Source organism: Klebsiella sp. GG_Kp175 (assembly GCF_040062325.1).
GTDB classification, from domain to species: Bacteria; Pseudomonadota; Gammaproteobacteria; order Enterobacterales; family Enterobacteriaceae; genus Klebsiella; species Klebsiella quasipneumoniae.
Map to the genome: position 1 here is coordinate 11,732 of NZ_JBEAFX010000007.1, position 26,899 is coordinate 38,630.

The window sequence follows — 26,899 nt, forward strand, 5'->3', positions numbered from 1 at the left end:
CCCCCGCTGGACAGCGGGTCACGCTCTGATTATGATTCGTCCTATGCTAAATTTCATTTTGTCATAGGTCAATAATGTTTGCCGGAAAAACCGCCAGCGATATCTTCGATCATATCCGCCATCTGGTGCAGAGCGGTGGCTTGCAGCCCGGAGAGGTTCTGCCGCCGGTACGCGAGCTCGCCAGCCAGCTGGCGGTGAATCGCAATACCGTCGCCGCCGCCTATAAACGGCTGGTGACATCTGGTCTGGCCGTGAGCCAGGGACGAAACGGCACGGCCATCAAAGCACGGGATCCGCTGCCGGCGCTGGAGGGCGGTGACCCCACGACGCCGCTGAACGATCTCTCCAGCGGCAATCCGGACCCCGCCAGGCTGCCTGATTTAGCACGCTATCTGGGCCAAATTGCCCGCACGCCCCACCTGTATGGCGATGCCCCCATCGAGCCGCGGCTTGGCGAATGGGCTGAGGCATGGTTTTCCGGGGAGATAACCGTTCCCTTTGCCCTGAACCTCGCCAGCGGGGCGATTGACGCGCTGGAGCGTCTGCTGTGCGCCTTGCTGCTCCCCGGCGACGGCGTGGTGGTTGAAGATCCCTGTTTTCTTAGCAGCATCAATATGGTGCGTTACGCTGGCTTTACCCCCTGCCCGGTGGCGGTGGATGCCGAGGGGATGGATCCTGTCGGGCTGGAGGAGGCGTTACGCAACGGCGCGCGGGCGGTGATCTTAACCCCGCGCGCGCACAATCCTACCGGCTGTAGCCTGACGGAAACCCGGGCGCATGCCCTGCGGGAGGTGCTGGTCCGTTATCCGCAGGTGCTGGCGATCGTCGATGACCATTTTGCCCTGCTGTCGGCTACGCCCTGGTTTTCTCCTCTGCCCGCGAGCACCCAGCGCTGGGCGGTGGTGCGTTCGATGTCAAAAACCCTCGGGCCAGACCTGCGGCTGGCCTTTATCGCCAGCGATATCGACACCTCCTCGGCGCTGCGCCTGCGGCTTAACGCCGGCAGCCAGTGGGTCAGTCATCTGCTGCAGTATCTGACGCTGGCCTGTCTCACCGATGAGGCATTTATCGCCTCGATGACGGAGACCCGCCGTCACTATCGCCAGCAGAATGAGAAACTGGCGGCAGCGCTGGCCCGGCACGGCTACAGCCATGCTACGCCTGGCGACGGCCTTAATTTCTGGCTGCCGCTGCCAACGGCGAGCCAGCCCTACGCCTTACGCCTGGCCCGCGCCGGCTGGCTGGTCCGCGAGGGGGAGGTGTTTGGCATTCGTACGCCCTCCCACGGGCTACGCCTGTCGCTGGGCCGCCTGAATGACAATGAGATTGCCCGCCTGGCGGCCGATATAGCCCAGGTCTTAGACGCTCCCTGACGCAGGTAGTGCGTCGAACGCATCGGGGAGTGGTAGCTACTGCCGACAAGTTACTGTAAAAATAAACGAAAACAGGCGTAGTCTTACCTGCATGCCCGGATCGTCGAAACGGATGAAACGCTCACGGTGGCGGACACATCGCTCACAATAAGGAGCACCAGAGATGCATCACATTGACCTGACCCTAAAAGCAGTCATCGAAGCCTGCGATCGCGCTATCTCGCAGGAAGATTACGATACCCTGATGGGCTATTACGCGGAAGACGCCGCGCTGGTCGTCAAACCGGGCATGGTAGTCAGAGGGAAAGAGAATATCCGCAAAGCGTTTATCGCCATTGCCGACTATTTCCAGCACCGGCTGATAGTAACCCAGGGGAAAATGGAGGTCATTGAGGGCGGCGGCAATGCACTGGTGATTATGGAGACCCGGCTGGATATCCCGACGGCACAGGGAATAACACAGGTTACGCGACGCGCAACCTATGTCTTTCAGAAGCGGGGGGAGCGCTGGTTGTGCACGGTCGATAACTCCTACGGCACCGACCTGCTCGATGATTAAATACCCGCTCCCTGGCTAAAGTGTTCCTCGCCGAACACGCCGGTGGAGAGGTAGCGATCGCCGCGATCGCAGACGATCGCCACCACCACCGCGCCTGGATTTTCGCGGGCGATACGTAACGCCCCGGCTACCGCGCCGCCAGAGCTGACGCCGCAGAAAATGCCTTCCCGCACCGCCAGCTGACGCATGGTGTTCTCGGCATCCTGCTGATGAATATCCAGCACCGCATCCACCAGCGAAGCGTTAAAGATCCCCGGCATATACTCTGCCGGCCAGCGGCGGATCCCGGGAATACTGCTGCCCTCCTCCGGCTGCAGGCCGACGATGGTCACCGGTTTACTCTGTTCGCGCAGAAATCGTGACACGCCGGTAATGGTGCCGGTGGTCCCCATACTGGAGACAAAGTGGGTGATACGCCCTGCGGTCTGCTGCCAGATTTCCGGCCCGGTGGTGGTGTAGTGGGCGTAGGGGTTGTCCGGGTTGTTAAACTGATCGAGCAGTTTGCCCTCCCCGCGCTGAGCCATCTCGAGGGCCAGGTCGCGAGCCCCTTCCATCCCCTGCTCTTTGGTGACCAGGATCAGCTCGGCGCCGTAGGCGCGCATCGCGGCCCGGCGCTCCTGGCTCATGTTGTCGGGCATCAGCAGCTTCATCCGGTAGCCTTTCAGCGCGGCGATCATCGCCAGCGCGATACCGGTGTTGCCGCTGGTCGCTTCGATCAGCACGTCGCCGGGCTGAATTTCGCCGCGCTTTTCCGCTTCGACGATCATCGACAGCGCAGCGCGATCTTTCACCGAACCGGCCGGATTATTGCCTTCGAGTTTGACCCAGATTTCGCTGCCGTTGTCCGGTCCGAGACGCTGAAGTTTGACCAGAGGGGTATTGCCGATGGTGTGTTCGAGTGTATTCACGATGTTTACTCAATAAAAAAGCCGGGCGGCGCTTCGCTTACCCGGCCTACCAGACGCGTGATAATTTCAGACCGGGTAAGCACAGCCTCACCCGGCAAAAGCACATGGATTTAAGCTATCAGGCCGACTGCGCCAGAGCAAGCTCGCCGCGCGGCTCGATACGCTCGGTACCGTTGTACAGGCGCGCATTTTGCAGCCCGACGAACAGCCGTTCGCCGCGGGACGGCGCCTCATCGCCCGTTAACACCACGCTCAGCGGTTCGTCATACCACCCCAGAGGCTGGACGACTAATTGGGTGTAGTGTCCTTTCGGACTGGCCTCCAGGACCTGCACCGGCAGCGGCGAATCCAGGCTGGTTCGGCGGCTGATGTCCACTTCCCACGGACGCAGGAACAGATCCACCGGCCCCTGGTATGCCGGGGTATAGCCTAACGGCCAGCGGTGGGCGCCAACGTGGAACTGTCCGCCGCGGATAACCCCCTGCAGACGATTCACTTCCCCCATGAACTCCAGCACGAAGCGGGTGGACGGCTCACGCCACACGCGTTCAGGCGCATCGGCTTGTTCGATGTTGCCCTGGCTCATCACCACCACCCGGTCGGCAACTTCCATCGCCTCTTCCTGATCGTGGGTGACGAACACGCTGGTAAATTTTAGCTCTTCATGCAGCTGACGCAGCCAGCGGCGCAGCTCTTTACGCACCTGCGCATCCAGCGCGCCGAAAGGTTCATCCAGCAGCAGAATTTGCGGCTCTACCGCCAGGGCGCGCGCCAGCGCCACGCGCTGCTTCTGACCACCGGACAGCTGCGCCGGATAGCGATCCGCCAGGTGAGCCAGCTGCACCATCTCCAGCAGTTTGGTCACTTTGGCTTTAATCGCCGCCGCATTGGGTCGTTCACGGCGCGGCAGCACGGTCAGGCCAAAAGCGATGTTATCGAACACCGTCATATGGCGGAACAGCGCATAGTGCTGGAAGACGAAGCCCACTTTACGGTCGCGGGCGTGCATCCGGCTGACGTCGGTGCCGTGGAAGCGGATATGACCGCTGGTCTGATGCTCCAGCCCGGCGATAATCCGCAGCAGGGTAGTTTTCCCGGAGCCGGAAGGCCCCAGCAGCGCGACCATTTGTCCGGAAGGGATATCCAGCGAGATATCATTCAGCACCTGGGTGCGACCAAACGATTTCTTAATATTGGCAATCTCAATGCTCATGATTTCCCTCCTGTTGCGCGCGTTTTTCCTGGTTGGCCAGACGCCATTGCAACATACTCTTTAAAAACAGGGTCAGAATAGCCATTAACGTCAGCAGGGCCGCGGCGGTAAACGAGCCGACGGTGTTGTAATCCTGCTCCAGTAATTCAATTTGCAGCGGCAGCGACAGCGTTTCTCCGCGGATCGAACCGGAGACCACCGATACCGCGCCGAATTCGCCGATGGCGCGGGCGTTGGTCAACACCACGCCGTACAGCAGCGCCCAGCGAATATTGGGCAACGTCACCCGGCGGAACATCTGCCATCCGGAAGCCCCCAGCAATACCGCCGCCTCATCTTCATGGCTGCCCTGACTCATCATCACCGGCACCAGCTCACGCACCACAAACGGACAGGTGACAAAGATCGTCGCCAGCACCATGCCCGGCCAGGCGAACATGATTTGCAGATTATGTGCATCAAGCCAGCCGCCCAGCGGACCGTTAGAGCCGTAGAACAGCAGATAAACCAGACCCGCGACCACTGGCGAGACGGCGAACGGGATATCCAGCATCGTCAACAGCAGCTGGCGTCCCGGGAACGTAAAGCGCGTGACCAGCCAGGCCAGCAAGGTCCCGAACACCAGGTTCACCGGCACGGTAATCAAGGCGATCATCACCGTCAGCCAGATGGCGTGCAGCATGTCCGGGTTCGCCAGGTTTTCCAGCACCGGCATTAACCCTTTGCTGAAGGCCTGGATGAAGATGTAGAGCATCGGCACCACAAGGATGAAGGCGGAAACCAGCATCCCGACGCCAATCAGAAACCATTTGCCCCAGTTGATGCGGGGCGCGTCGTAGCGTTTCAATTGAGTAACTTCCGCCATTAGTGACCTACCACGCGTCGACCAAAGCGACTCTGCAGGGTATTGATGGAAAACAACAGCAGCAGCGAGGCGGCCAGGATCACCGAGGCGATGGCGCTCGCCGCCGGATAGTCAAACTCCTGCAGACGAATAAAGATCATCAGCGACGTCACTTCCGTCTTCCACGCGATGTTGCCGGCGATAAAAATCACCGCGCCGAATTCGCCGAGGCTGCGGGTAAACGACAGAGCGATGCCCGCCAGCAGCGCCGGCGACAGCTCCGGCAGGACCACCTTGCGGAAACTCTGCCAGCGCGTGGCGCCCAGCGTTTCCGCTGCCTCTTCATATTCCGGTCCCAGCTCTTCCAGCACCGGCTGCACGGTACGCACCACGAACGGGATGCTGGTGAAAGCCATCGCCACGGCGATACCGAGCCAGGTATAGGTCACTTTAATATCGAACTTCGCCAGCCATTCCCCGTAAATGCCGTTTACCGAAAACAGCGAGGCCAGGGTCAGGCCGGCTACCGCCGTCGGCAGCGCAAACGGCAGGTCCATTAAGGCATCCAGCAGCGTGCGGCCCGGAAAACGATAGCGGGTAAGGATCCACGCCATCAGCAGACCGAAGACGCCGTTAAAAATCGAGGCCACGAACGCCGACAGCAGGGTCACCTTATAGGCCGCCACCACCTGCGGGTTGGTGATCACATCCCAGTACTGCGCCCAGCTCATCTGCGCCAGCTGCATCACCAGCGCGCTGAGCGGTAATAACAAAATCAGACAGACAAACAGCAGGCTGGTGCCGAGGCTCAGGGTAAAGCCCGGCAGCACGCGCTTGGACGACACAGCAAACATTACTTACGCCCCGCCGCCAGCAGTTTGTCCAGTTCGCCGCCGCTGGCGAAGTGGGTTTTCATCACCTCAGGCCAGGAGCCAAACTTGTCCTCCACGCGGAACAGTTCGGTCTGCGGGAATTTATCCTTCAGCGAATCCATCACTTTCGGGTTGTTTACCCGATAGTAGTAGTCGGTAATGATGGTCTGCGCCTGCGGGCTGTAGAGCCAGTTCAGATAGGCTTTCGCCGCCTTTTCCGTGCCGTTGGCTTTGACGTTTTTATCCACCCAGGCCACCGGGAACTCCGCCAGAATGTTGGTTTTCGGGATCACCACTTCAAATCCCTGCGCCTCATACTGCTTGCGAATATTGTTCACTTCCGACTCGAAACTGATCAGCACATCGCCCAGGCCGCGCTCGGCGAAGGTAGTGGTCGCCCCGCGTCCGCCGGTGTCGAAGACTTCGACGTTCTTCAGGAACTGGGTCATAAACTGTTCGGTTTTGGCTTTATCGCCACCGTCGGCTTTATCCGCCGCGCCCCAGGCCGCCAGGTAGGTGTACCGCGCGTTGCCCGAGGTTTTCGGGTTCGGGAAGATCAGCTTAACGTCAGAGCGGACCAGGTCGTTCCAGTCATGAATGTTTTTCGGGTTGCCTTTGCGCACCAGGAAGCCCATCGTCGAATAGAACGGCGAGCTGTTGTTTGGCAGGCGGCTTTGCCAGTCGGCCGGGATCAGGTTGCCTTTGTCATGCAGGATCTGCACGTCCGTCACCTGGTTGTAGGTCACCACGTCCGCCTTCAGGCCCTGCAGGATCGCCAGCGCCTGCTTGGAAGAGCCGGCGTGCGACTGCTTGATGGTCAGCTTGTCTCCACCATTGTCCTTCGCCCACTGCTGCTCAAAAGGCGGGTTAAGGGCGGCAAACAGCTCGCGGGAGACATCATAGGAGCTGTTCAGCAGCTCCGTCGCCTGCGCCTGCGCCACCAGCAGCAGGGAAGCCGCCAGCGCCAGATATCCTTTTTTCAGTGATTTAACGGCCATTGCGCACCCTTATCAAAAATGATCATTTACTGATGATCATCATATTTATAACGGGTACGAAAGGAGTAACGGTTTTATATACCGTTTGGCGATTTGGAAGTCGAAAAGGGAATAAGCACCTGGCAAAGCTTAGCTGAAAGCGGCTCGCAGATTAGACGTGTCATTGTGACAAACGGCAGCCAGGCGCGCACTGTGTTTATATGAAAAACACACAGATATTTGCTCGTCAGCTCAGACGTAGCTTAACGCCAACAGAACGTCGACTATGGTACTTACTGCGCAACCGCCGTTTTGCTTGCTATAAGTTTCGCCGCCAGCATCCCGTTGGCCCCTATATTCTCTATTTTGCCTGCTGCGCAACACGGCTGGCGATTGAACTTGACGGCGGTCAACACGATCAGAGACGCGTCTACGATGTTCGCCGTACCCGCTGGCTACAGAGTCAGGGATGGCGGGTTTTACGCTTCTGGAATAATGAGTTTGAAGAGTATGAAGAGGCGGTGATGGAGCGGATACTTGAAGCGCTTGAGTCGCCAATGCCCTCACCCCGCCCCTCTCCCTGAGGGAGAGGGAGAAAGAGAGTCCGCACGCAGATTCCATAACCGCACCGAACGGTTCCCTCTCCCTCAACGAGAGGGAGAAAGAGAGTCCACACGCAGATTCCATAACCGCACCGAACGGTTCCCTCTCCCTCAGCGAGAGGGAGAAAGAGAGTCCACACGCAGATTCCATAACCGCACCGTACCGTCCCCTCTCCCCTTTGGGGAGAGGGTTAGGGTGAGGGGACAAATTACAGCGCCTGAATACGCTCCAGGGAGGGCGCGAAGTAATAGCCGCCGGTCACTGGTTTGGTGAAGCGCAGCATCGCATCGCGTTTGCCGTCGGTATCGCCGAACATGCTCAGCAGCTGCTGCTCGATGTTGTACAGACGCGCGCAGTAAGCGCAAAAATAGAGGCCATGGGTACCGCTGGCGGTGCCATACGGCAGGCTCTGGCGAACAATTTTCAGCCCTTTGCCATCTTCTTTTAAGTCAACGCGGCTCAGGTGCGACGTGACCGGACGTTCGTCGCCATCGATCTCTTCATTGGCTTCCTTGGTGCGGCCGATCATCATCTCCTGATCCGGCACGCTCATGCGGTTCAGCTGTTTGAGATTATGCTCCCAGCGCTGGACGAACACGTAGCTGCCGCCCGCGTCCACGCCGTCTTTGATCACCGCCACTTCACGACGGGTTTCTTCCCCCGCCGGGTTTTCGGTGCCGTCGACGAAGCCGCTGAGGTCACGCTCTTCCACCCAGCGGAAGCCGTGGATCTCTTCTTTCACCTCGATAGCGTCGCCAAAGGCGGCCAGCGCGGCCTGCGCTACCGAGAAGTTCACTTCATGGCGGGCGGATAAAATATGAATCAGCAGGTCATACTGGGTGGACGGCGCCAGCCCTTTGCCGTAGACCGGAAAATCTTTTAACTCTTCCGCCCCTTCGCCGCCGCTCAGCTGACGCCAGACGTTATTGCCGAACGCCACCACGGCACCGAGTTTGGCGTCAGGGAATTTAGCCTGAAAGGTGGCCACTTTATCGACAAAAATTTTGCTCGCTTCGCGCAGGGCGTTAACGTCCCCTTTGACATTGGCTTCAATCCAAATCGCCGCGCGGCAATGTTCCGGCAAAATGCCGCTCTGAACCTGAGACATCGCTCCTCCTGAAATGATGCAACCACAACGCTGTCGCGTTGCTAACGCGCCATTGTAACCGTTTTTCAGGGCCGTCGTGTCTCTTCAGATCAATTTAGCGACGCCAGATAATTTTGCTGACCTTCCAGTTTTTCAGCGTATCGTCGGAGGGCATCAGTTCGTCCGGGCCGCTCCAGTGGCCGGTGAAGGCGTAACTGATATGCTGGCTCCCCTCGGCCTGACACTCGACGACCGCCCCGTTGTCATTGCTGCCTTTCTGGCAGTTGCCGAAGGCTTTGCTGTACAGATCGCTGAACGGTGTGCCGATTTTCACGCCGCTGGCGGTTTTGATTTCGGCATCACGCACCTCAATCCGGCTGATGGCGCCGTTGTCGCCATTGATGGTCAAGGCCACGCTGTTGTCTTTCAGCGCTTCAAAGTAGTGGACGATATTGCCCTTATCGGTCTTCATTCCGCTGCGCAAACGATAGTCGCCCCCCAGGGCATCGCTAATGGCCTGTTCGTTGAGCGGCGTGGACGCCGTCAGTTTACCCACCCCCTGCTCGGTCACCTCGGTGGAAGAACCAAACCAGTTCCACGGATAGGCCGCCGACCAGTTGACCGCGCTCATCGTTGAGCAGCCGGTGAGCGCCAGCGGAAGCGCGCAGAGCATTACACGTAGCGATTTCATTTCACAATCCTTTCTGAGTCATTCAACGCATGTTGGAGTTCACGATCGGTAAAAAGTGCCATTAAAAGCTAGTCTGGCGAAAACAGGCGCCGAGGCGACGGCTGGTTGCCAGCCACCACAGGGCATAACCATCCGCGACCAGCAGCGCAATGGTCAGCGATGAGGGCGATTCGCCGCTCAGCCATAGCATCGGCTGCCAGAGCAACAGCAGCACTTGCGATAGCACCAGCAGCCAGCGCATCGCCCGCCACAGGCGCGGCAGGCGCTGACGATAGCCGCTAAGCAGAAAGGCCAGCACCGCCGGCACGCCGGGAAGTAAACCGAGCCAGAAGCGGTCGTGATCGGGATAGAACAGATTCAGAATCGCGTCGCCCTGCTGGCGCGACGCGCCGGCCATCAAGAACAGCACCCACGTGCGGGCCTGTAACAACAGTACGCACCAGAAAAGAAAAGGCAGGCGCAGACGGCCATGGGCATCAAAATCGGCGGGGATAAACTCAGTATTCTTCATCTTCAATCAGGCGTTTGCCCAGGGTCAGAACGTCGGCGTACTCATAGCCCAGCCGCTCATACATCCCCTGCACCACGTCGTTGTCCTCGCGGACCATAATATTGATTTTCGGGCAGCCGCGGGCAATCAGCTTTTTCTCGAGCCGGTTGAGCAACGCGTTCGCAATCCCCCGGCCGCGATATTCCGGATGGACCCCCAGATAGTAGGCCGACCCGCGATGGCCGTCATATCCGCCCATCACCGTACCGACGACTTCGCCGTTCACTTCCGCCACCAGGAACAGGCTGACATCGTGATTCAGCTTGCGCTCAATATCCATCTCCGGATCGTTCCAGGGACGCAGCAGATCGCAACGCTCCCACAGCGTCACAACCTCTTCGAAATCCTGCTGGCGAAAAACGCGAATCTCCATGGTATTCCCCACCATTGACGGTTAAAAACAGTGATTATGGCGCGAATATGACTGATAGCCAATATCAGGCGAAATCAGCGACAAAAAATGGCATAATATGACTTTGTCATGTATTGAAATGAAAAGTAAAACAATTCTTATTTTGAATGGTCGTAACGGCAAACGCGATACGATATAACATTGGACATCACTTGTTTACAATTCAGGCCGAATGAGCACTTTTAAACCCTTAAAAATACTTGCTTCGCGCCGTCAGGTGCTGAAAGCCGGGCTGGCTGCCATGACGCTGAGCGGCGTCACTGCACAGGTCAGCGCAAAAGAGCAGCCACTGAAAACATCAAATGGACACAGCAAACCCGCCGCCAAAAAGGCCGGCGCCCGCCGCATTGTGATGCTCGACCCGGGCCACGGCGGCATCGACACCGGGGCTATCGGCCATAATGGCTCGAAAGAGAAGCATGTGGTACTGGCGATCGCTAAGAACGTGCGCAGCATCTTGCGCAGCAACGGCATTGACGCCCGCTTGACCCGCACCGGCGATACCTTTATCCCGCTGTATGACCGCGTGGAGATTGCCCATCAGCACGGCGCCGATCTGTTTATGTCGATCCACGCCGACGGCTTCACCAACCCGAGCGCCGCCGGCGCCTCGGTGTTCGCCCTGTCAAACCGCGGGGCGAGTAGCGCCATGGCGAAATACCTCTCCGATCGCGAAAACCGCGCCGACGAGGTCGCCGGTAAGAAAGCGACGGATAAAGACCATCTGCTGCAGCAGGTGCTGTTCGATCTGGTGCAGACCGACACCATTAAAAACAGCCTGACGCTGGGCTCGCATATCCTCAAAAAGATCAAGCCGGTGCATAAGCTACACAGCCGCAATACCGAACAGGCGGCGTTCGTGGTGCTGAAGTCGCCGTCCATACCGTCCGTGCTGGTGGAAACCTCGTTCATTACTAACCCGAACGAGGAGAAACTGCTCGGCACCACCGCCTTCCGGCAGAAAATCGCCACCGCGATTGCCAACGGCATTATCAGCTATTTCCACTGGTTCGATAACCAGAAAGCCCATTCGAAGAGACGTTAATGAAACCCGATGCCGCGCAGGTTAAAACTTTTCTGCTCCAGCTGCAGGACAGCCTCTGTCAGCAGCTGAGCGCCGTAGATGGCGCGCCGTTTATTGAAGACGCCTGGCAGCGGGAAGGCGGCGGCGGCGGACGCAGCCGGGTGCTGCGCGAGGGCAATGTGTTCGAACAGGCCGGGGTCAACTTCTCCCACGTCCATGGCGACGCCATGCCTGCCTCCGCCACGGCCCACCGCCCGGAGCTGGCCGGACGCAGCTTTGAAGCCATGGGCGTCTCGCTGGTGGTTCATCCGCTGAACCCCTATGTGCCCACCAGCCATGCCAACGTGCGGTTCTTTATTGCCGAGAAGCCCGGCGCCGACCCGGTGTGGTGGTTCGGCGGCGGCTTTGATTTAACCCCTTACTATGGCTTTGAAGAGGATGCCGTCCACTGGCATCGTACCGCCCGCGATCTGTGTCTGCCGTTCGGCGAGGAAGTCTATCCGCGCTATAAAAAATGGTGCGATGAGTACTTCTATCTCAAGCACCGCCAGGAGCAGCGCGGCATCGGCGGTCTGTTCTTTGACGACCTGAACACCCCGGATTTTGACCACTGCTTCGCCTTTATGCAGGCGGTCGGGAACGGCTATGCTGACGCCTATTTACCCATCGTCGAACGCCGGAAAGCCACGCCGTACGGCGAGCGCGAGCGCCACTTTCAGCTCTATCGCCGCGGCCGCTACGTCGAGTTCAATCTGGTCTGGGACCGCGGCACCCTGTTCGGTCTGCAGACCGGCGGTAGGACGGAATCGATTCTGATGTCGATGCCGCCGCTGGTACGCTGGGAATATGATTACCAGCCGGAGGCCGGCAGCCCCGAAGCGGCGCTGAGCGAGTTTATTAAAGTGAAAGCTTGGATCTAAACGAAGCCAATTCAGACCAAAAGCCCCGGAGTACCGGGGCTTTTTTATGACGTTTACAGCGGTTCGGTTTGCGCTTCGACAACCGCCAGCGCCACCATATTCACGATGCGACGCACGGAGGCGATCGGCGTCAGAATATGCACCGGCTTCGCGACTCCCATCAGCACCGGCCCGACGGTTACCCCTTCCGAACTGGAGACGCGCAGCAGGTTATAGCTGATCCGGGCGGCTTCCATATTCGGCATCACCAGAATATTGGCCGACCCTTTCAGCGGGCTGTCCGGCATGCGATCGTTGCGGATGCTTTCCACCAGCGCGGCGTCGCCATGCATTTCACCATCGATCATCAGCTCCGGGGCGCGGGCCTTCACCAGCTCCAGGGTTTTACGCATCTTGCTGGCTGACGGGCAGTCGGCAGAGCCAAAGTTGGAGTGCGACAGCAACGCCACCCGCGGCTCAATACCAAAGCGACGCACGCTTTCCGCCGCCATCAGGGTGATCTCCGCCAGCTCTTCCGGCGAGGGATCGTGATTGACATAGGTATCGGCGATAAAGGTGTTACCGCTCGGCAGCAGCAGCGCATTCATCGCCCCGGCGGTGCTGACGCCGTCGCGATAGCCGAACAGCGGCTGCACCACGCGGTAGTGGTCATGATATTCGCCGATAGTCCCGCAGATCATCGCATCCGCTTCGCCACGGTGAACCATGATGGCGCCAATCACTGTGGTGTTGCTAATCACCGCCCGCTGCGCCTGCTCCTGGGTAATGCCGCGGCGCTTCATCAGCTGATAGTACTCGCTCCAGTACTCTTTAAACCGCGGGTCGGATTCATTATTGACGATCTCGAAGTCAACGCCGGCCTTGATCTGCAGGCCCAGCTTCTGGATGCGCATTTCAATCACGCTTGGGCGGCCCACCAGAATCGGTTTGGCCAGCCCCAGCGACACCAGCTCCTGGGTGGCGTGCAGCACCCGGGTCTCCTCCCCTTCCGCCAGCACCACACGCTTCGGCTCTTTGCGCGCCTGAGAGAAGATAGGCTTCATAAACAGGTTGGTCTTATAGACGAACTCGCTCAGCTTCTCGATATAGGCGTCAAAATCAGCGATCGGGCGCGTCGCCACGCCGGAGTCCATCGCCGCCTTCGCCACCGCGGGGGCGATCTTGACGATCAGCCGCGGGTCGAACGGTTTCGGAATGATGTAGTCCGGGCCAAAGCTTAAATCCTGATCGCCGTAGGCGGAGGCCACCACTTCGCTCTGCTCAGCGTGGGCCAGCTCGGCAATGGCATGCACCGCCGCCAGCTTCATCTCTTCGTTGATCGCCGTCGCGCCGACGTCCAGCGCGCCGCGGAAGATGAACGGGAAGCAGAGCACGTTGTTGACCTGGTTAGGATAGTCGGAGCGGCCGGTGCAGATGATGGCATCATCGCGGACCTGCTTCGCCAGCGGCGGCAGAATTTCCGGCTCCGGATTGGCCAGGGCGAGGATCAGCGGCGCGCGCGCCATCTTCTTCACCATCTCCGGGGTCAGCACTTTCGGACCGGAGCAGCCGAGGAAAATGTCCGCGCCGTCGATCACGTCATCGAGGGTGCGTTTGCCGTCGTCTTCCACTGCATAGGCCGCTTTGGTTTCCGCCATGTTCGGCTCACGATCCTTATAGATAACGCCTTTCGAATCGCAGACCACGATGTTGTGCTTTTGCATCCCCAGCGCCACCAGCAGGTTCATGCAGGCAATTGCCGCCGCCCCGGCGCCGGAGACCACCATCCGCACGTCGGACAGATTCTTCTCAACGACGCGCAGGCCGTTGAGGATCGCCGCGGTGCTGATGATCGCCGTGCCGTGCTGATCGTCGTGGAAAACCGGAATATTCATCCGCTCGCGCAGCTGCTGCTCAATGTAGAAACACTCAGGCGCTTTAATATCTTCGAGGTTGATACCGCCGAAGGTCGGCTCGAGGGCGGCGACGACGTTAATGAATTTATCCGGGTCCAGCTCATCGACTTCGATATCAAACACATCGATGCCGGCGAATTTCTTAAACAGGACGCCTTTGCCCTCCATCACCGGCTTGCCGGCCAGCGCGCCGATGTTACCGAGTCCCAGCACCGCGGTGCCGTTGGAGACCACCGCCACCAGGTTGCCGCGGGCGGTATATTTGTAGGCCGCCAGCGGATCTTTTTCAATTTCCAGACAGGGGGCCGCGACGCCCGGCGAGTAGGCCAGCGCCAGATCGCGCTGGGTGGCGAGAGGTTTGGTCGGCGAGACCTGGATTTTTCCGGGAACCGGAAATTCGTGGAAGTCGAGGGCGCTCTGTTTTAACTGCTCATCCATTTTATATTCCTTTCTTTCACGTATCGTTCGTAGGGAAAAAGCGTGATGACCATCCTGTCGTTCACCTTTCAGTGGCAGACAGTATCCCTCCTGGCGGGGCGATAAACTTTGAACACCGCCAAACTCTGGCCATCGCTATGATCTGGTTGTTATCAATTTATAGCGGTTATGTTACCCGGATTCGCCGCCAATAATAGCCCCGTCTGCTATGCTTTTTGGTTATGTACCTCATCAATATTTATACCGCATACCGGCAAGCACTCATGTAACACCTTGTTCCAGGAGGACTTATCTATGAATCAGCTAGACAGTATCAAGCAGTTCACCACCGTGGTCGCCGACAGCGGCGACATCGAATCCATCCGCCACTACCATCCGGAAGATGCCACCACTAACCCCTCCCTGCTGCTGAAGGCCGCCGGCCTGGCGTCCTATAGCGGACTCATTGACGACGCGATCGCCTGGGCGAAAAAGCAAGGAGGCGGCCGTGAAGCGCAGGTGACTCACGCCTGCGATAAGCTGGCGGTCAATTTTGGCGCGGAGATCCTCAAAAGCATTCCTGGCCGGGTCTCCACCGAGGTGGACGCCCGGCTCTCCTTCAACCGGGAGAAGAGCATCGAGAAAGCGCGCCATCTGGTGGCGCTGTATCAGGAGATGGGCATTGATAAGTCGCGGATCCTGATCAAGCTGGCCTCCACCTGGGAGGGGATCCGCGCCGCCGAGACCCTGGAAAAAGAGGGGATCCACTGCAACCTGACGCTGCTGTTTTCCTTCGCCCAGGCCCGGGCCTGCGCCGAGGCCGGGGTCTATCTGATCTCCCCTTTCGTCGGACGTATTTATGACTGGTATCAGGCGCGCAAACCGCTGGATCCTTACGTGGTTGAGGAAGATCCCGGGGTGAAATCCGTGCGCAATATCTATGACTACTTCAAACAGCATAAATACAACACCATCGTGATGGGCGCCAGCTTCCGCCGCACCGAGCAGATCCTCGCCCTGGTCGGCTGCGACCGGCTGACCATCGCCCCGCCCCTGTTAAAAGAGCTGCAGGCCAGCGACGCCCCGGTGGTGCGCAAACTGATCCCTGCCAGCCAGATCCTGCCGCGCCCGGTGCCGCTCAGCGAGGCGGAGTTCCGCTGGGAACATAATCAGGATCCGATGGCGGTCGAAAAGCTGGCGGAGGGTATCCGCCTGTTCGCCGTCGATCAACGCAAACTGGAAGATCTGCTTGCCGCCAAACTGTCACTTTAGTCTCACGGAGAAAACTATGTCCCGAAGAGAGCTTGCCAACGCCATCCGCGCCCTGAGCATGGACGCGGTGCAGAAAGCCAATTCCGGCCACCCCGGTGCGCCAATGGGGATGGCAGACATTGCCGAAGTGCTGTGGAACGATTTTCTCAAGCACAATCCGCAGAACCCTGGCTGGGTGGACCGCGACCGTTTTATTCTGTCCAACGGCCACGCGTCGATGCTGCTCTACAGTCTGCTGCACCTGTCCGGCTACGATCTGCCGCTGTCAGAGCTGAAGCAGTTCCGCCAGCTGCACTCTAAAACGCCGGGTCACCCGGAGCATGGCTATACCCCCGGGGTGGAGACCACCACCGGCCCGCTGGGCCAGGGGCTGGCGAACGCCGTCGGTATGGCCATCGCCGAACGCACCCTGGCGGCGCAGTTTAACCGCCCCGGTCATGAGATTATCGACCATCACACCTGGGTTTTCATGGGCGATGGTTGTCTGATGGAGGGGATCTCCCATGAGGCCTGTTCGCTGGCAGGCACGCTCGGACTGGGCAAGCTGATCGGTTTTTACGACCACAACGGCATCTCCATCGACGGCAAAACCGACGGCTGGTTTACCGATGATACGGCAGAACGTTTCCGCGCCTACCACTGGCACGTGATCGGCGACATTGACGGCCACGATCCTCAGGCCATCAAACAGGCCATTACGGAAGCGCAGGCGGTGAAAGATAAGCCGTCGCTGATCATCTGTCGGACCATCATCGGCTTCGGTTCGCCCAACAAAGCCGGCTCAGAGGAGTCGCACGGCGCGGCGCTGGGTGAAAAAGAGGTGGCCCTGGCCCGCCAGCAGCTGGGCTGGAAACATCCCCCCTTTGAGATCCCGAAAGAGATCTATCAGGGCTGGGATGCGCGTCCACGCGGCGAAAAAGCCGAGCACGCCTGGAACGAGAAATTCGCCGCCTACCGGCAGCAGTTCCCGGAGCTGGCCGCTGAGCTGACCCGCCGCATGGATGGCGCCCTGCCGGAGGATTTTGCCGCGACCGCCCGCGACTACGTGGCGAAGCTGCAGGCCGAGCCGGCGAAGATCGCCAGCCGTAAAGCCTCGCAGAACGCGCTGAACGCGTACGGCCCGCACCTCCCGGAGCTGCTGGGCGGTTCGGCGGATCTGGCGCCGAGTAACCTGACCATCTGGTCTGGCTCGACATCGATTAAAGAGGATGCCGCGGGCAACTATATTCACTACGGCGTGCGCGAATTCGGCATGACCGCGGTGGCCAACGGCATCGCCCTGCACGGGGGATTCATCCCCTATACCTCGACCTTCCTGATGTTTGTGGAATACGCCCGCAACGCCGCGCGCATGGCGGCGCTGATGAAGGCCCGGCAGATCATGGTCTATACCCATGACTCCATCGGTCTGGGGGAAGACGGTCCGACCCACCAGGCGGTGGAACAGCTGGCCAGTCTGCGGCTGACGCCCAACTTCAGCACCTGGCGCCCATGCGACCAGGTGGAGACCGCTGTCGCCTGGCAGGCGGCCATCGCGCGTCAGGGCGGACCGACGGCGCTGATCCTGTCGCGACAAAACCTGGCGCAGATGCCGCGCACCCCGCAACAGGTGCAGGATATCGCCCGGGGCGGCTACGTGCTGAAGGATGCCGGAGGCAAACCCGACCTGATCCTCATCGCCACCGGCTCGGAAGTGGAGATCACCGTCCTGGCGGCGGAAAAATTGTTGGCCAACGGGGTGAATGTGCGAGTGGTTTCGCTCCCCTCCACCGATGTATTTGACGCTCAGGACGAGGCCTGGCGCGAGTCGGTGCTGCCGTCGGACGTCAGCTCCCGGGTGGCGGTCGAGGCCGGGATAGCGGACTACTGGTATAAATATGTCGGCTTAAAAGGCAAGATTGTCGGCATGACCGGCTACGGTGAATCCGCCCCGGCGGAGCAGCTGTTCCCGTTCTTTGGCTTTACGGTCGACCATATCGTCGCCACCGCCGAACAGGTGCTTAACGGGTGATCCACAACGTGGGCCAGGCGTCTGGCCCCTGCCAGTTGTCGCACGTCGGCTGCTGCGCGTAGCGGGAGAGGCTGAACCGCTGGCCGTCAAAACGCCAGCGGGTCTGGATCCCGCAATCGCCAGACGCGCGCCCCTTGTCCAGGGTCACCAGCTCATGGCGGCGGTCATCATAGCTGGCGTTAATTAGCTCTATCTCCCGCGGCGCCTCGCCCGGCGGCTGAAATGGCAGCGTTAGCCGCACCTGGCGGGCGACATACGGGCGCTGGCGGGAGACCAGCCAGGCCAGCCAGACGGTGTTGTACGCCCCGGATTCGCAGCTGGTCATTAGCAGCACTTTGTCATCCGTCAGGGCAGTGACGCGAATTTCGCGGCGGAACGGATCGAGGGAGCAGTTACTGTTGCTCATCCGCTCATTGCCATAGTCCATCAGATCGTTGAGCTCATCACGCCCCAGCGGCGACTGCGCCATGTCTGCGCTCGCCACCGCGCGCAGCGCCGGCGCCGGCGGTACGCTGAGCGGCGGCTCCTCCCCTTTGCCAACCCAGGCCGTTTCGCTGCCCACCCGCTTTTGCCGGGCGTCGATAAAAAACAGGGCCGCTTTCAGCCCCTGCAGGGAGATAGTCTGCAGGCCGTTGGCCAACGAGAGGGTTTTTCCCTCCTGTACCCGCTGGAGGAACGCATCGATCGTCACGCTGTCGTCAGTTTTAATGAGTTTATCTTCAATGCGCCAGCGCTTGTCGGTCAGGGACAGCGGTTTACCATCCAGCAGCAGGCGCGGCGCTATCGGCGCGAGCGTCGCCACCGGATTGCCGGTGCCGCCCAGTTCGATACGCAGGCTGGCATCAGTAGCCGCCCCGGCGCTGCGGCTGAGGGTCATCACCAGACCATAATGCAGCCCCACGTTGCGGGTGACGCAGAAGTTTTGGTTATTACAGGTGACCTGCCAGTCGTTGAAGCGCTGCTGCGCCGGTGCCGACCATGCCTGTGAGCAAGGCAGCACCGCCAGAAAGAGGAAAAAAATGATGCGAAAAAGCATGAACCGCCCGACCCCAGATAAACCCAACCACGGCGCCTATCCTGGACAACGGCAGCCGCTGACTCAATCGGATTTGTCAGAGTTCCCCGACATCAGGCCAGAGGTTTGCAAATACTGCAGCAGAATGACCGCTTTCCCGTCGCGGATCTCCCCGTCAGCGACCATCTGCAGCGCCTGGCTAAAGGGCAGCTCCAGCACCTCGATGGCTTCGTCATCCACCCCGCCGCCGCTGGTCGTTCGCTGCGCGTCGCTGTACTCAGCGATAAAGAAATGCACCACTTCGGTGACGCCCCCTGGCGACATAAACAGCTCAAACAGCTTTCGCACCTCGCCCACTTCATAGCCGGTCTCTTCCACTGCCTCTTTACGAATGCAGGCCTCCGGCTCGTCGTTGTCCAGCAGCCCGGCGCAGGTTTCAATCAGCATGCCGTCATGATTGCCATTGACCCAGGTGGCGACCCGAAACTGACGCACCAGGACCACCGTCTGCTTATGGCGGTTATAGAGCAGCACGGTGGCGCCATTGCCGCGATCGTAGACCTCGCGCTTGTGGCGCACGACGCTGCCGTCCGCCCGCGTCAGCTCATAGGTCATGTTGCGTAGTACGAACCAGTTCTCAGAGAGGATTTTATCTTTAATGACGTGAATATTGAGTGACATACCGACCCCACAGCGTAAAAGGACGCCCTCATACTACGCTGCGGAGCCGGGTTTGTCGTCAGTGAAGCGGCGTCGTTTTCAGCCCCAGGTAGTCAAGGATCCCCTGCGCCGCGTGACGGCCTTCCGCCATCGCCGTCACCACCAGGTCGGCGCCGCGCACGGCATCGCCGCCGGCAAAAATCTTCTCCTGGCTGGTCTGATAACGGTAACGGCTCTCCACTCCGGCTTTAATACGCCCCTGGCTGTCCAGTGCCACCCCCGCCGCTTCCAGCCAGGGCATGCGGTGCGGGTGGAAGCCAAAGGCCATGATCACCGCATCTGCCGGCATAACAAACTCGCTGCCGGGGATCGGCGTCGGGCGGCGTCTTCCCCCGGCGTCCGGAGCACCCAGCTCGGTGCGCAAAAAGCGAACCCCGTTCACCCGCCCGTTCTCGTCCAGCTCAAGCGTCACCGGCTGGACGTTAAACTCAAAAAGCGCTCCCTCTTCGCGGGCGTTTTTGACCTCTTTTTTCGAGCCCGGCATGTTGGCTTCATCCCGCCGATAGGCGCAGGTCACCTGGCGGGCGCCATGGCGCAGCGCGGTACGCACGCAGTCCATTGCCGTATCGCCGCCCCCCAGCACCACCACGTTCAGCCCGGCGGTGTTGACATAAGGCTCCTGCGCCGATTCCGCCAGCCCCATCACCTGTTTGGTGTTGGCGATAAGAAACGGCAGCGCATCGTAGACCCCGGGGGCCTCTTCATTCGGCAGGCCGGCCTTCATGGAGCGATAGGTTCCGGCGCCGACGAACACCGCGTCATACTCGGCCAGCAGCGTCGCCAGAGGGATATCTTTCCCCACCTCGCAGTTGAGCTCAAAGCGGACGCCCATCTCGCTGAAAATCGCCCGCCGCCGGGTCAGCAGCGACTTATCCAGCTTGAACGCCGGAATGCCGAAGGTCAGCAGACCGCCGATCTCCGGATGACGGTCAAAGACCACCGGCTGCACGCCGTGGCGCACCAGCACATCGGCGCAGGCCAGACCGGCCGGCCCGGCGCCGATAATCGCCACCCGTTTACCGTTCAGCTTAATCTGCGAGAGGTCCGGACGCCAGCCACTGGCCAGCGCCTGGTCGGATATAAATCGCTCAATATTGCCGATGGTGACCGCACCGCTTTCCTCGCGCAGGGTGCAGGCGCCCTCACACAGCCGGTCCTGGGGGCAGACGCGGCCGGTGATCTCCGGCAGACAGTTGGTCTGATGGGACAGGGCGACCGCGGCGGCGATATCCCCTGCCTTCACCAGCTCGACCCACTGCGGAATAGTGTTATGTAGCGGGCAGGTCCATTCACAGATGCTGTGTTCTCCACATTTCAGGCAGCGGGCGGCCTGCTGCCGGGCCTGGGTCGGGCTGAACGGCTGATAGATCTCCTCAAAGTGGTTCTTGCGCACCTCCGCCGGCAGCTTATCCGGCTCTCCGCGCGGCGGCGTCATCGCCATCTGCCTGACCTTCTCGCCGGCGTCGGGCTGTCTGGCGGGGGCCGCGCCGCGCTGCCACGGCTGCGCCTCCTGGCAGGCCGAACGCAGACGCCGCTGCCTGGCCATCGTGGTCAATGTCTCATCGTCGGCGAGGGTCAGCGCCTGCGCCGGACAGTTTTCCACACAGGCCGGTCCCGCCTCGCGGCCCGCGCACAGATCGCATTTCTGCGCGCTGGCTTTCACCTGGCCTGCGGCCTGCGGCGTCACCACCACCTCCATCACCCCGAACGGGCAGGCCACCATGCAGGATTTACAGCCAATGCATTTCTCCTGACAGACCTGAACGCTGTCGCCAGTCTGGGCGATGGCGCCGTTGGGGCAGCTGCGGAGGCAGGGGGCGTCTTCGCAGTGGCGGCAGGTGATGGCGTTACGCTGCCCCTCTGCTTTAATCACGGTGATACGTGGCAAAAAGCGCTGCGGGGTCAGCGCATGTTGCTCCTCGTTATGCGCCATTACGCAGGCCACTTCGCAGGCCTGGCAACCGATACATTTTCGGCTATCGCTCAATATAAAGTGGTTCATGGCTTCCTTTTGTCTTATTGGTGAATAACCCCTTAATGCGCATGCCTATTTATTACCCGACAAGACGAGGCCGGAACAATGTTCATTTGCCCAGGATACCCTTTTTCTGGAAAGAATCCGTTTTGGATCAATTTTTTTGACTTATATGAAATCAGGTTTCACACCGGCAAGGGATAATGCGTCCCCGGGTGCGGCGGGCGAAGCGGTGTGGCCGACCTGGCGGCACGAAAGGTCGATGTTTCTTTACGATACGGCAAAAGCAACATGATAAATTACACTATCTCCTTAATTTCTCCACGATTGCCGGAGGCGCTGGCGCTAAAGTGGCACAGGCTGTGCAATAACAAGAACATGTGCATATGAGGTTTTCATTCTGATGGCGAATTTCTTTATCGATCGCCCCATTTTTGCGTGGGTGCTGGCAATCCTGTTATGCCTGACGGGCACCCTTGCCATTTTGTCGCTGCCAGTTGAACAGTATCCCGATCTGGCCCCGCCGAATGTACGGGTCACAGCCAACTATCCTGGCGCCTCCGCACAAACCCTGGAGAATACCGTCACCCAGGTTATCGAACAGAATATGACCGGCCTCGATAACCTGATGTATATGTCATCCCAGAGCAGCGCCACCGGCCAGGCGACCATCACCCTCAGTTTTACCGCCGGTACCGACCCGGACGAAGCGGTACAGCAGGTGCAAAACCAGCTGCAGTCGGCGATGCGTAAACTGCCGCAGGCGGTGCAAAACCAGGGGGTTACGGTACGCAAGACCGGCGATACCAATATCCTGACCCTCGCCTTCGTCTCCACCGACGGCAGTATGGATAAACAGGATATCGCCGACTACGTCGCCAGTAACATTCAGGACCCGCTCAGTCGCGTCAACGGCGTGGGGGATATCGACGCCTACGGCTCGCAATACTCAATGCGCATCTGGCTCGATCCGGCAAAGCTCAATAGCTTCCAGCTGACCACCAAGGATGTTACCGACGCTATTAGTTCGCAGAACGCCCAGATTGCCGTCGGCCAGCTCGGCGGCACGCCTTCCGTGGATAAGCAGGCGCTGAACGCCACCATCAACGCGCAATCTCTGCTGCAAACCCCCGAACAGTTCCGCAATATCACCCTGCGCGTCAATCAGGATGGCTCAGAGGTGACCCTCGGCGATGTCGCTACCGTGGAGATGGGGGCGGAGAAGTATGACTATCTTAGCCGCTACAATCGCCAGGCCGCCTCTGGCCTGGGAATTAAGCTCGCCTCCGGCGCCAACGAAATGGCCACCGCGGAGCGCGTGATCGCTCGCCTCAATGAGCTCTCGCAGTATTTCCCGCACGGGCTGGAATATAAAGTCGCCTACGAGACCACCTCCTTCGTGAAGGCTTCTATTACCGACGTGGTGAAAACCCTGCTGGAGGCGATCCTGCTGGTTTTCCTCGTGATGTATCTTTTCCTGCAGAACTTCCGCGCCACTCTGATCCCGACCATCGCCGTACCGGTGGTGCTGATGGGCACCTTCGCGGTGCTCTATGCCTGTGGTTACAGCATCAACACCCTGACGATGTTCGCGATGGTGCTGGCGATCGGCCTGCTGGTGGATGACGCCATCGTGGTGGTGGAGAACGTTGAGCGCATCATGAGCGAGGAAGGACTGTCGCCGCGGGAAGCCACCCGCAAATCGATGGGACAAATTCAGGGCGCGCTGGTGGGGATCGCGATGGTGCTGTCGGCGGTGTTTGTGCCGATGGCCTTCTTCGGCGGCACCACCGGCGCTATCTATCGCCAGTTCTCTATTACGATTGTCGCGGCGATGGTCCTCTCGGTGCTGGTGGCCATGATCCTCACCCCGGCCCTTTGCGCTACCCTGCTCAAGCCGATTAAACCAGGTGAATCCCATGAGCGAAAAGGCTTCTTCGGCTGGTTCAACCGCACCTTTAACCGCAGCGCCAGCCGCTATGAAACTTTCGTCGGCAAGATCCTTCACCGCTCGCTGCGCTGGATGCTGATCTACATCGTCCTGCTCGGCGGGATGGTGTTCCTGTTCCTGCATCTGCCCACTTCGTTCCTGCCGCTGGAGGATCGGGGGATGTTCACCACCTCGGTACAGTTGCCGAGCGGCAGCACCCAACAGCAGACGCTGAAAGTGGTACAGAAAGCGGAAGATTACTTCCTCAATAACGAGAAGCAGAACGTCGAGTCAGTGTTCGCTACCGTTGGCTCCGGCCCCGGCGGCAACGGACAGAACGTAGCCCGCATGTTTGTGCGCCTCAAAGACTGGGACCAGCGCGATCCGCAAACCGGCTCCTCCTTTGCCATTATTGAACGCGCCACCAAAGCGTTTAATCAGATCAACGAAGCCCGGGTCATCGCCAGCAGCCCGCCGGCAATCAGCGGCCTCGGCAGTTCGGCAGGCTTCGACATGGAGCTGGAAGATCACGCCGGTAAGGGGCACGATGCGCTGATGGCGGCGCGCGATACGCTGCTTGAGCTGGCGGCTAAAAACCCGCTGTTGACCCGCGTCCGGCATAACGGGCTCGACGACAGCCCGCAGCTGCAGGTCGATATCGATCAGCGTAAAGCTCAGGCGCTGGGCGTCTCCATTGACGACATCAACGATACGCTGCAAACCGCCTGGGGGTCGAGCTACGTCAACGACTTTATGGATCGCGGGAGGGTGAAGAAAGTCTACGTCCAGGCGGCGGCGAAATATCGGATGCTGCCTGACGATATCAATCTCTGGTACGTCCGCAACAGCAGCGGCACGATGGTGCCGTTCTCGGCCTTCGCCACCTCGCACTGGGAGACCGGTTCGCCGCGCCTGGAGCGCTACAATGGCTACTCGGCGGTGGAGATCGTCGGTGAAGCGGCGCCGGGCATCAGTACCGGTACCGCGATGGACATGATGGAGAAGCTGGCCGCGCAGCTGCCGACCGGCTTTGGCCTCGAATGGACCGCCATGTCCTATCAGGAACGCCTCTCCGGCGCTCAGGCGCCGGCCCTGTACGCGATTTCCCTGCTGGTGGTGTTCCTGTGCCTGGCGGCGCTGTACGAGAGCTGGTCGGTGCCGTTCTCGGTGATGCTGGTGGTTCCGCTCGGGGTGATTGGCGCTCTGCTGGCGACCTGGATGCGCGGCCTGGAGAATGACGTTTATTTTCAGGTGGGCCTGTTGACGGTGATCGGCCTGTCGGCGAAAAACGCTATTCTGATCGTCGAGTTCGCCAATGAGCTTAACGAGAAAGGCCAGGATCTGCTCAGCGCCACGCTGTCGGCCTGCCGTCAGCGCCTGCGCCCTATCCTGATGACCTCGCTGGCGTTTATCTTCGGCGTGCTGCCGATGGCCACCAGCACCGGCGCCGGTTCCGGCAGCCAGCATGCGGTCGGCACCGGGGTGATGGGCGGGATGATCTCCGCCACCGTGCTGGCCATCTTTTTCGTACCGCTGTTCTTTGTGCTGGTGCGTCGCCGCTTTCCGCTGAAGGAGCGTCCGCAATAAACCCTCGGACGTGGGCGGCGAGCCGTAATAACAGAAAAGGCGACCTGGATGGTCGCCTTCTTTATGTGTTCAGAACTATGACGCGCTTATTTACGTCGCGTTATTCCCCTGCTCACATTGCGGAAATTTATTTACGAAGCATGCCTTCAATAAAATCTTTCCAGTTCCCCAGTTCATGTTCAATCATAATAGCCTCTCTTATTATTATGGTCGATTCTATATAACTTCATTGCTGATGGGAAGTTGTGCTCCCCTATTGCTCTGATTGTCTTGTGGACCGCTGACAGAGATAAAACCTCTGGTTGCCGCCACTATGCCGTCTCGTATGTAAAAATTATGTGATGCAGAGCACCATCAAGCAACATTTTCGTAATATTGTTAATGCCCTCACATCATGCCCGCGGCTGGGCGAATTTTAATCACCCTAACGCATTGCATGAATTGCCTGGTAAAAAGTTATATTTATTCATCTGAATCACGTATTATTTCAATAAGGCTTATATATTCGGAAATATCTGAGTTAACCGCTTAATTGAATGTTAAAGGTTTATCTATGCTCACCATGTACGGAATTAAAAACTGCGATACCATTAAAAAAGCCCGCCGCTGGCTGGAAGCACATCAGATTGACTATCGCTTCCATGACTACCGCACCGATGGCCTCGACCGCGCGCAACTGGATACCTTTATTGCCGAACTGGGCTGGCAGGCGCTGCTGAACACCCGCGGCACCACCTGGCGCAAACTGGACGAATCGCTGCGCAACAGCATCGATAATGCCGATGCCGCCGCCGCATTGATGCTGGAAATGCCGGCGATCATCAAACGCCCATTGCTCTGCGCGCCCGGTCGTCCTATGCTGCTGGGTTTTAGTGAAGCAAGTTATCAGCAGTTTAACGAGGTATAGTCTATGTCTTGCCCGGTCATTGAGCTGGCTCAGCAGCTTATTCGCCGCCCTTCCCTTAGCCCCGATGATGCGGGATGCCAGGCGTTAATGATTGAACGCCTGCGTGCGATCGGCTTTACCGTTGAACCGATGGATTTCGGCGATACGCAGAACTTCTGGGCCTGGCGCGGCCACGGCGAGACGCTGGCCTTCGCCGGCCACACCGACGTGGTCCCGGCAGGCGACGCCGACCGCTGGATCAATCCACCGTTCGAACCTACCATCCGCGACGGGATGCTGTTTGGCCGCGGGGCGGCGGATATGAAAGGCTCGCTGGCGGCGATGGTGGTTGCCGCAGAGCGTTTTGTCGCGCAGTACCCGAACCATCGGGGCCGGCTGGCGTTTTTGATCACCTCTGATGAAGAGGCCAGCGCGAAAAACGGCACCGTCAAAGTGGTGGAGACGCTGATGGCGCGTAACGAGCGTCTGGACTACTGTCTGGTCGGCGAACCCTCCAGTACCGAAGTGGTCGGCGATGTGGTGAAAAACGGCCGCCGCGGCTCGCTGACCTGCAACCTGACCATTCACGGCGTACAGGGCCACGTCGCCTATCCGCACCTTGCCGATAACCCCGTCCATCGCGCCGCGCCGATGCTGGCGGAGCTGGTCAATATCGAGTGGGATAAAGGCAATGAATACTTTCCGCCGACCAGCATGCAGATTGCCAACGTGCAGTCCGGTACCGGCAGCAACAACGTGATCCCTGGCGATATGTTCGTCCAGTTCAACTTCCGCTTCAGTACGGAACTGACTGACGAGACGATCAAAGCCCGGGTGGTCGCCCTGCTGGAAAAATACCAGCTGCGTTACAGCGTGGAGTGGTGGCTCTCCGGACAGCCGTTCCTTACCGGACGGGGCAAGCTGGTGGATGCGGTCGTCAATGCCATTGAGCACTATAATGAGATCAAACCGCAGCTGTTAACCAACGGCGGCACCTCAGACGGACGGTTTATCGCGCGCATGGGGGCGCAGGTGGTTGAGCTGGGCCCCGTGAACGCCACAATTCACAAAATTAATGAATGTGTGAACGCCGCCGACCTGCAGCTGCTGGCGCGGATGTATCAACGCGTAATGGAACAGCTGGTCGCCTGACGTACT

General features: G+C 59.5%; 24 protein-coding genes. 10 read left to right on the forward strand and 14 right to left on the reverse strand.

Going from position 1 to position 26,899, the window contains the following annotated elements; translation table 11 throughout:
* Nucleotides 1–74: 74 nt before the first annotated feature.
* A complete protein-coding gene (gene ptsJ / locus ABLU73_RS13270; protein WP_064187542.1) occupies nt 75–1,373 on the forward strand; it encodes a transcriptional regulator PtsJ in 1,299 nt (432 codons plus the stop codon).
* A gap of 163 nt (nt 1,374–1,536) precedes the next feature.
* A complete protein-coding gene (locus ABLU73_RS13275) occupies nt 1,537–1,932 on the forward strand; it encodes a nuclear transport factor 2 family protein (protein WP_064178311.1) in 396 nt (131 codons plus the stop codon).
* On the opposite strand, the gene cysM is transcribed toward ABLU73_RS13275, so the two are convergent.
* The 5 genes from cysM to cysP form a co-directional block, all read right to left on the reverse strand.
* On the reverse strand, nt 1,929–2,840 hold the full coding sequence (cysM, locus tag ABLU73_RS13280; protein ID WP_004201992.1) for a cysteine synthase CysM: 912 nt from the start codon (nt 2,838–2,840) through the stop codon (nt 1,929–1,931). The two genes, ABLU73_RS13275 and cysM, sit on opposite strands and share 4 nt — an antisense overlap.
* Before the next feature lie 118 nt (nt 2,841–2,958).
* Nucleotides 2,959–4,053 carry a sulfate/thiosulfate ABC transporter ATP-binding protein CysA gene (cysA, locus tag ABLU73_RS13285; protein WP_004201991.1) on the reverse strand — a complete coding sequence of 365 codons (1,095 nt, stop codon included), beginning with the start codon at nt 4,051–4,053 and terminating at the stop codon, nt 2,959–2,961.
* Nucleotides 4,043–4,918 carry a sulfate/thiosulfate ABC transporter permease CysW gene (gene cysW / locus ABLU73_RS13290; protein ID WP_004201990.1) on the reverse strand — a complete coding sequence of 292 codons (876 nt, stop codon included), beginning with the start codon at nt 4,916–4,918 and terminating at the stop codon, nt 4,043–4,045. Before cysW ends, cysA begins: the two co-directional genes overlap by 11 nt.
* On the reverse strand, nt 4,918–5,751 hold the full coding sequence (gene cysT / locus ABLU73_RS13295) for a sulfate/thiosulfate ABC transporter permease CysT (protein ID WP_002913626.1): 834 nt from the start codon (nt 5,749–5,751) through the stop codon (nt 4,918–4,920). Before cysT ends, cysW begins: the two co-directional genes overlap by 1 nt.
* Complete coding sequence (gene cysP, locus ABLU73_RS13300) at nt 5,751–6,767, reverse strand: thiosulfate/sulfate ABC transporter substrate-binding protein CysP (protein WP_017900457.1); 1,017 nt, start codon at nt 6,765–6,767, stop codon at nt 5,751–5,753. The genes cysT and cysP overlap by 1 nt, the downstream gene beginning before the upstream one ends.
* A gap of 200 nt (nt 6,768–6,967) precedes the next feature.
* Between cysP and ABLU73_RS13305 the strand changes: the two genes are divergently transcribed.
* Nucleotides 6,968–7,330, forward strand: a complete 363-nt coding sequence (locus ABLU73_RS13305) for a DUF559 domain-containing protein (RefSeq protein WP_072061038.1) — start codon at nt 6,968–6,970, stop codon at nt 7,328–7,330.
* Nucleotides 7,331–7,557: 227 nt separating this feature from the next.
* Here the strand turns inward: ABLU73_RS13305 and ABLU73_RS13310 are convergent, their stop codons facing one another.
* From ABLU73_RS13310 to ABLU73_RS13325, 4 genes are all read right to left on the reverse strand, one after another.
* Entirely contained in the window at nt 7,558–8,457 is a 900-nt protein-coding gene (locus ABLU73_RS13310) for a Dyp-type peroxidase (RefSeq protein WP_004201987.1), read from the reverse strand.
* 94 nt (nt 8,458–8,551) lie between these two features.
* Nucleotides 8,552–9,127 (reverse strand): RpoE-regulated lipoprotein, encoded by a 576-nt coding sequence (locus ABLU73_RS13315; protein ID WP_048295270.1) that lies wholly within the window; start codon nt 9,125–9,127, stop codon nt 8,552–8,554.
* Nucleotides 9,128–9,188: 61 nt separating this feature from the next.
* Nucleotides 9,189–9,638 (reverse strand): DUF2919 domain-containing protein, encoded by a 450-nt coding sequence (locus tag ABLU73_RS13320; protein ID WP_017900453.1) that lies wholly within the window; start codon nt 9,636–9,638, stop codon nt 9,189–9,191.
* Nucleotides 9,625–10,050, reverse strand: coding sequence for a GNAT family acetyltransferase (locus ABLU73_RS13325; RefSeq protein ID WP_002913637.1), 426 nt, complete (start codon nt 10,048–10,050; stop codon nt 9,625–9,627). Before ABLU73_RS13325 ends, ABLU73_RS13320 begins: the two co-directional genes overlap by 14 nt.
* 211 nt (nt 10,051–10,261) lie before the next feature.
* Here ABLU73_RS13325 and amiA point away from each other — a divergent pair, with 211 nt between their 5' ends.
* On the forward strand, nt 10,262–11,134 hold the full coding sequence (gene amiA, locus ABLU73_RS13330; protein WP_004201984.1) for an N-acetylmuramoyl-L-alanine amidase AmiA: 873 nt from the start codon (nt 10,262–10,264) through the stop codon (nt 11,132–11,134).
* A complete protein-coding gene (gene hemF / locus ABLU73_RS13335; RefSeq protein WP_023318852.1) occupies nt 11,134–12,033 on the forward strand; it encodes an oxygen-dependent coproporphyrinogen oxidase in 900 nt (299 codons plus the stop codon). Before amiA ends, hemF begins: the two co-directional genes overlap by 1 nt.
* Nucleotides 12,034–12,086: 53 nt before the next feature.
* On the opposite strand, the gene maeB is transcribed toward hemF, so the two are convergent.
* Nucleotides 12,087–14,366 (reverse strand): NADP-dependent oxaloacetate-decarboxylating malate dehydrogenase, encoded by a 2,280-nt coding sequence (gene maeB, locus ABLU73_RS13340; RefSeq protein WP_004201966.1) that lies wholly within the window; start codon nt 14,364–14,366, stop codon nt 12,087–12,089.
* Between the two features lie 294 nt (nt 14,367–14,660).
* Here maeB and tal point away from each other — a divergent pair, with 294 nt between their 5' ends.
* Both tal and tkt read left to right on the forward strand, forming a co-directional pair.
* On the forward strand, nt 14,661–15,617 hold the full coding sequence (gene tal, locus ABLU73_RS13345; protein WP_004201965.1) for a transaldolase: 957 nt from the start codon (nt 14,661–14,663) through the stop codon (nt 15,615–15,617).
* Nucleotides 15,618–15,633: 16 nt separating this feature from the next.
* Entirely contained in the window at nt 15,634–17,628 is a 1,995-nt protein-coding gene (gene tkt / locus ABLU73_RS13350) for a transketolase (RefSeq protein WP_114508343.1), read from the forward strand.
* Here tkt and ABLU73_RS13355 read toward each other — a convergent pair.
* From ABLU73_RS13355 to aegA, 3 genes are all read right to left on the reverse strand, one after another.
* On the reverse strand, nt 17,618–18,664 hold the full coding sequence (locus ABLU73_RS13355) for a DUF1176 domain-containing protein (protein WP_004201962.1): 1,047 nt from the start codon (nt 18,662–18,664) through the stop codon (nt 17,618–17,620). The two genes, tkt and ABLU73_RS13355, sit on opposite strands and share 11 nt — an antisense overlap.
* Before the next feature lie 63 nt (nt 18,665–18,727).
* Nucleotides 18,728–19,324 carry a GDP-mannose pyrophosphatase NudK gene (gene nudK, locus ABLU73_RS13360; RefSeq protein ID WP_002913754.1) on the reverse strand — a complete coding sequence of 199 codons (597 nt, stop codon included), beginning with the start codon at nt 19,322–19,324 and terminating at the stop codon, nt 18,728–18,730.
* A gap of 58 nt (nt 19,325–19,382) precedes the next feature.
* Nucleotides 19,383–21,365, reverse strand: coding sequence for a formate-dependent uric acid utilization protein AegA (gene aegA / locus ABLU73_RS13365; RefSeq protein ID WP_004201961.1), 1,983 nt, complete (start codon nt 21,363–21,365; stop codon nt 19,383–19,385).
* Between the two features lie 376 nt (nt 21,366–21,741).
* Between aegA and acrD the strand changes: the two genes are divergently transcribed.
* Nucleotides 21,742–24,855, forward strand: a complete 3,114-nt coding sequence (acrD, locus tag ABLU73_RS13370) for a multidrug efflux RND transporter permease AcrD (protein WP_017900450.1) — start codon at nt 21,742–21,744, stop codon at nt 24,853–24,855.
* A gap of 127 nt (nt 24,856–24,982) precedes the next feature.
* Here the strand turns inward: acrD and ypfM are convergent, their stop codons facing one another.
* Nucleotides 24,983–25,042, reverse strand: coding sequence for a protein YpfM (gene ypfM / locus ABLU73_RS13375; protein ID WP_100181659.1), 60 nt, complete (start codon nt 25,040–25,042; stop codon nt 24,983–24,985).
* Nucleotides 25,043–25,408: 366 nt separating this feature from the next.
* Here ypfM and ABLU73_RS13380 point away from each other — a divergent pair, with 366 nt between their 5' ends.
* Together ABLU73_RS13380 and dapE are read left to right on the forward strand one after the other, a co-directional pair.
* Entirely contained in the window at nt 25,409–25,762 is a 354-nt protein-coding gene (locus ABLU73_RS13380) for an ArsC family reductase (RefSeq protein WP_004201956.1), read from the forward strand.
* Between the two features lie 3 nt (nt 25,763–25,765).
* Entirely contained in the window at nt 25,766–26,893 is a 1,128-nt protein-coding gene (gene dapE, locus ABLU73_RS13385) for a succinyl-diaminopimelate desuccinylase (RefSeq protein WP_004201953.1), read from the forward strand.
* Nucleotides 26,894–26,899 lie beyond the last annotated feature (6 nt).

Bases quoted from the DNA above. Each gene is read 5' to 3' on its own strand.
- ptsJ (WP_064187542.1), top strand. From the start codon at position 75: ATGTTTGCCGGAAAAACCGCCAGCGATATCTTCGATCATATCCGCCAT.
- ABLU73_RS13275 (WP_064178311.1), top strand. From the start codon at position 1,537: ATGCATCACATTGACCTGACCCTAAAAGCAGTCATCGAAGCCTGCGAT.
- cysA (WP_004201991.1), bottom strand. From the start codon at position 4,053: ATGAGCATTGAGATTGCCAATATTAAGAAATCGTTTGGTCGCACCCAG.
- cysW (WP_004201990.1), bottom strand. From the start codon at position 4,918: ATGGCGGAAGTTACTCAATTGAAACGCTACGACGCGCCCCGCATCAAC.
- cysT (WP_002913626.1), bottom strand. From the start codon at position 5,751: ATGTTTGCTGTGTCGTCCAAGCGCGTGCTGCCGGGCTTTACCCTGAGC.
- cysP (WP_017900457.1), bottom strand. From the start codon at position 6,767: ATGGCCGTTAAATCACTGAAAAAAGGATATCTGGCGCTGGCGGCTTCC.
- ABLU73_RS13305 (WP_072061038.1), top strand. From the start codon at position 6,968: ATGAAAAACACACAGATATTTGCTCGTCAGCTCAGACGTAGCTTAACG.
- ABLU73_RS13310 (WP_004201987.1), bottom strand. From the start codon at position 8,457: ATGTCTCAGGTTCAGAGCGGCATTTTGCCGGAACATTGCCGCGCGGCG.
- ABLU73_RS13315 (WP_048295270.1), bottom strand. From the start codon at position 9,127: ATGAAATCGCTACGTGTAATGCTCTGCGCGCTTCCGCTGGCGCTCACC.
- ABLU73_RS13320 (WP_017900453.1), bottom strand. From the start codon at position 9,638: ATGAAGAATACTGAGTTTATCCCCGCCGATTTTGATGCCCATGGCCGT.
- ABLU73_RS13325 (WP_002913637.1), bottom strand. From the start codon at position 10,050: ATGGAGATTCGCGTTTTTCGCCAGCAGGATTTCGAAGAGGTTGTGACG.
- amiA (WP_004201984.1), top strand. From the start codon at position 10,262: ATGAGCACTTTTAAACCCTTAAAAATACTTGCTTCGCGCCGTCAGGTG.
- hemF (WP_023318852.1), top strand. From the start codon at position 11,134: ATGAAACCCGATGCCGCGCAGGTTAAAACTTTTCTGCTCCAGCTGCAG.
- maeB (WP_004201966.1), bottom strand. From the start codon at position 14,366: ATGGATGAGCAGTTAAAACAGAGCGCCCTCGACTTCCACGAATTTCCG.
- tal (WP_004201965.1), top strand. From the start codon at position 14,661: ATGAATCAGCTAGACAGTATCAAGCAGTTCACCACCGTGGTCGCCGAC.
- tkt (WP_114508343.1), top strand. From the start codon at position 15,634: ATGTCCCGAAGAGAGCTTGCCAACGCCATCCGCGCCCTGAGCATGGAC.
- ABLU73_RS13355 (WP_004201962.1), bottom strand. From the start codon at position 18,664: ATGCTTTTTCGCATCATTTTTTTCCTCTTTCTGGCGGTGCTGCCTTGC.
- nudK (WP_002913754.1), bottom strand. From the start codon at position 19,324: ATGTCACTCAATATTCACGTCATTAAAGATAAAATCCTCTCTGAGAAC.
- aegA (WP_004201961.1), bottom strand. From the start codon at position 21,365: ATGAACCACTTTATATTGAGCGATAGCCGAAAATGTATCGGTTGCCAG.
- acrD (WP_017900450.1), top strand. From the start codon at position 21,742: ATGGCGAATTTCTTTATCGATCGCCCCATTTTTGCGTGGGTGCTGGCA.
- ABLU73_RS13380 (WP_004201956.1), top strand. From the start codon at position 25,409: ATGCTCACCATGTACGGAATTAAAAACTGCGATACCATTAAAAAAGCC.
- dapE (WP_004201953.1), top strand. From the start codon at position 25,766: ATGTCTTGCCCGGTCATTGAGCTGGCTCAGCAGCTTATTCGCCGCCCT.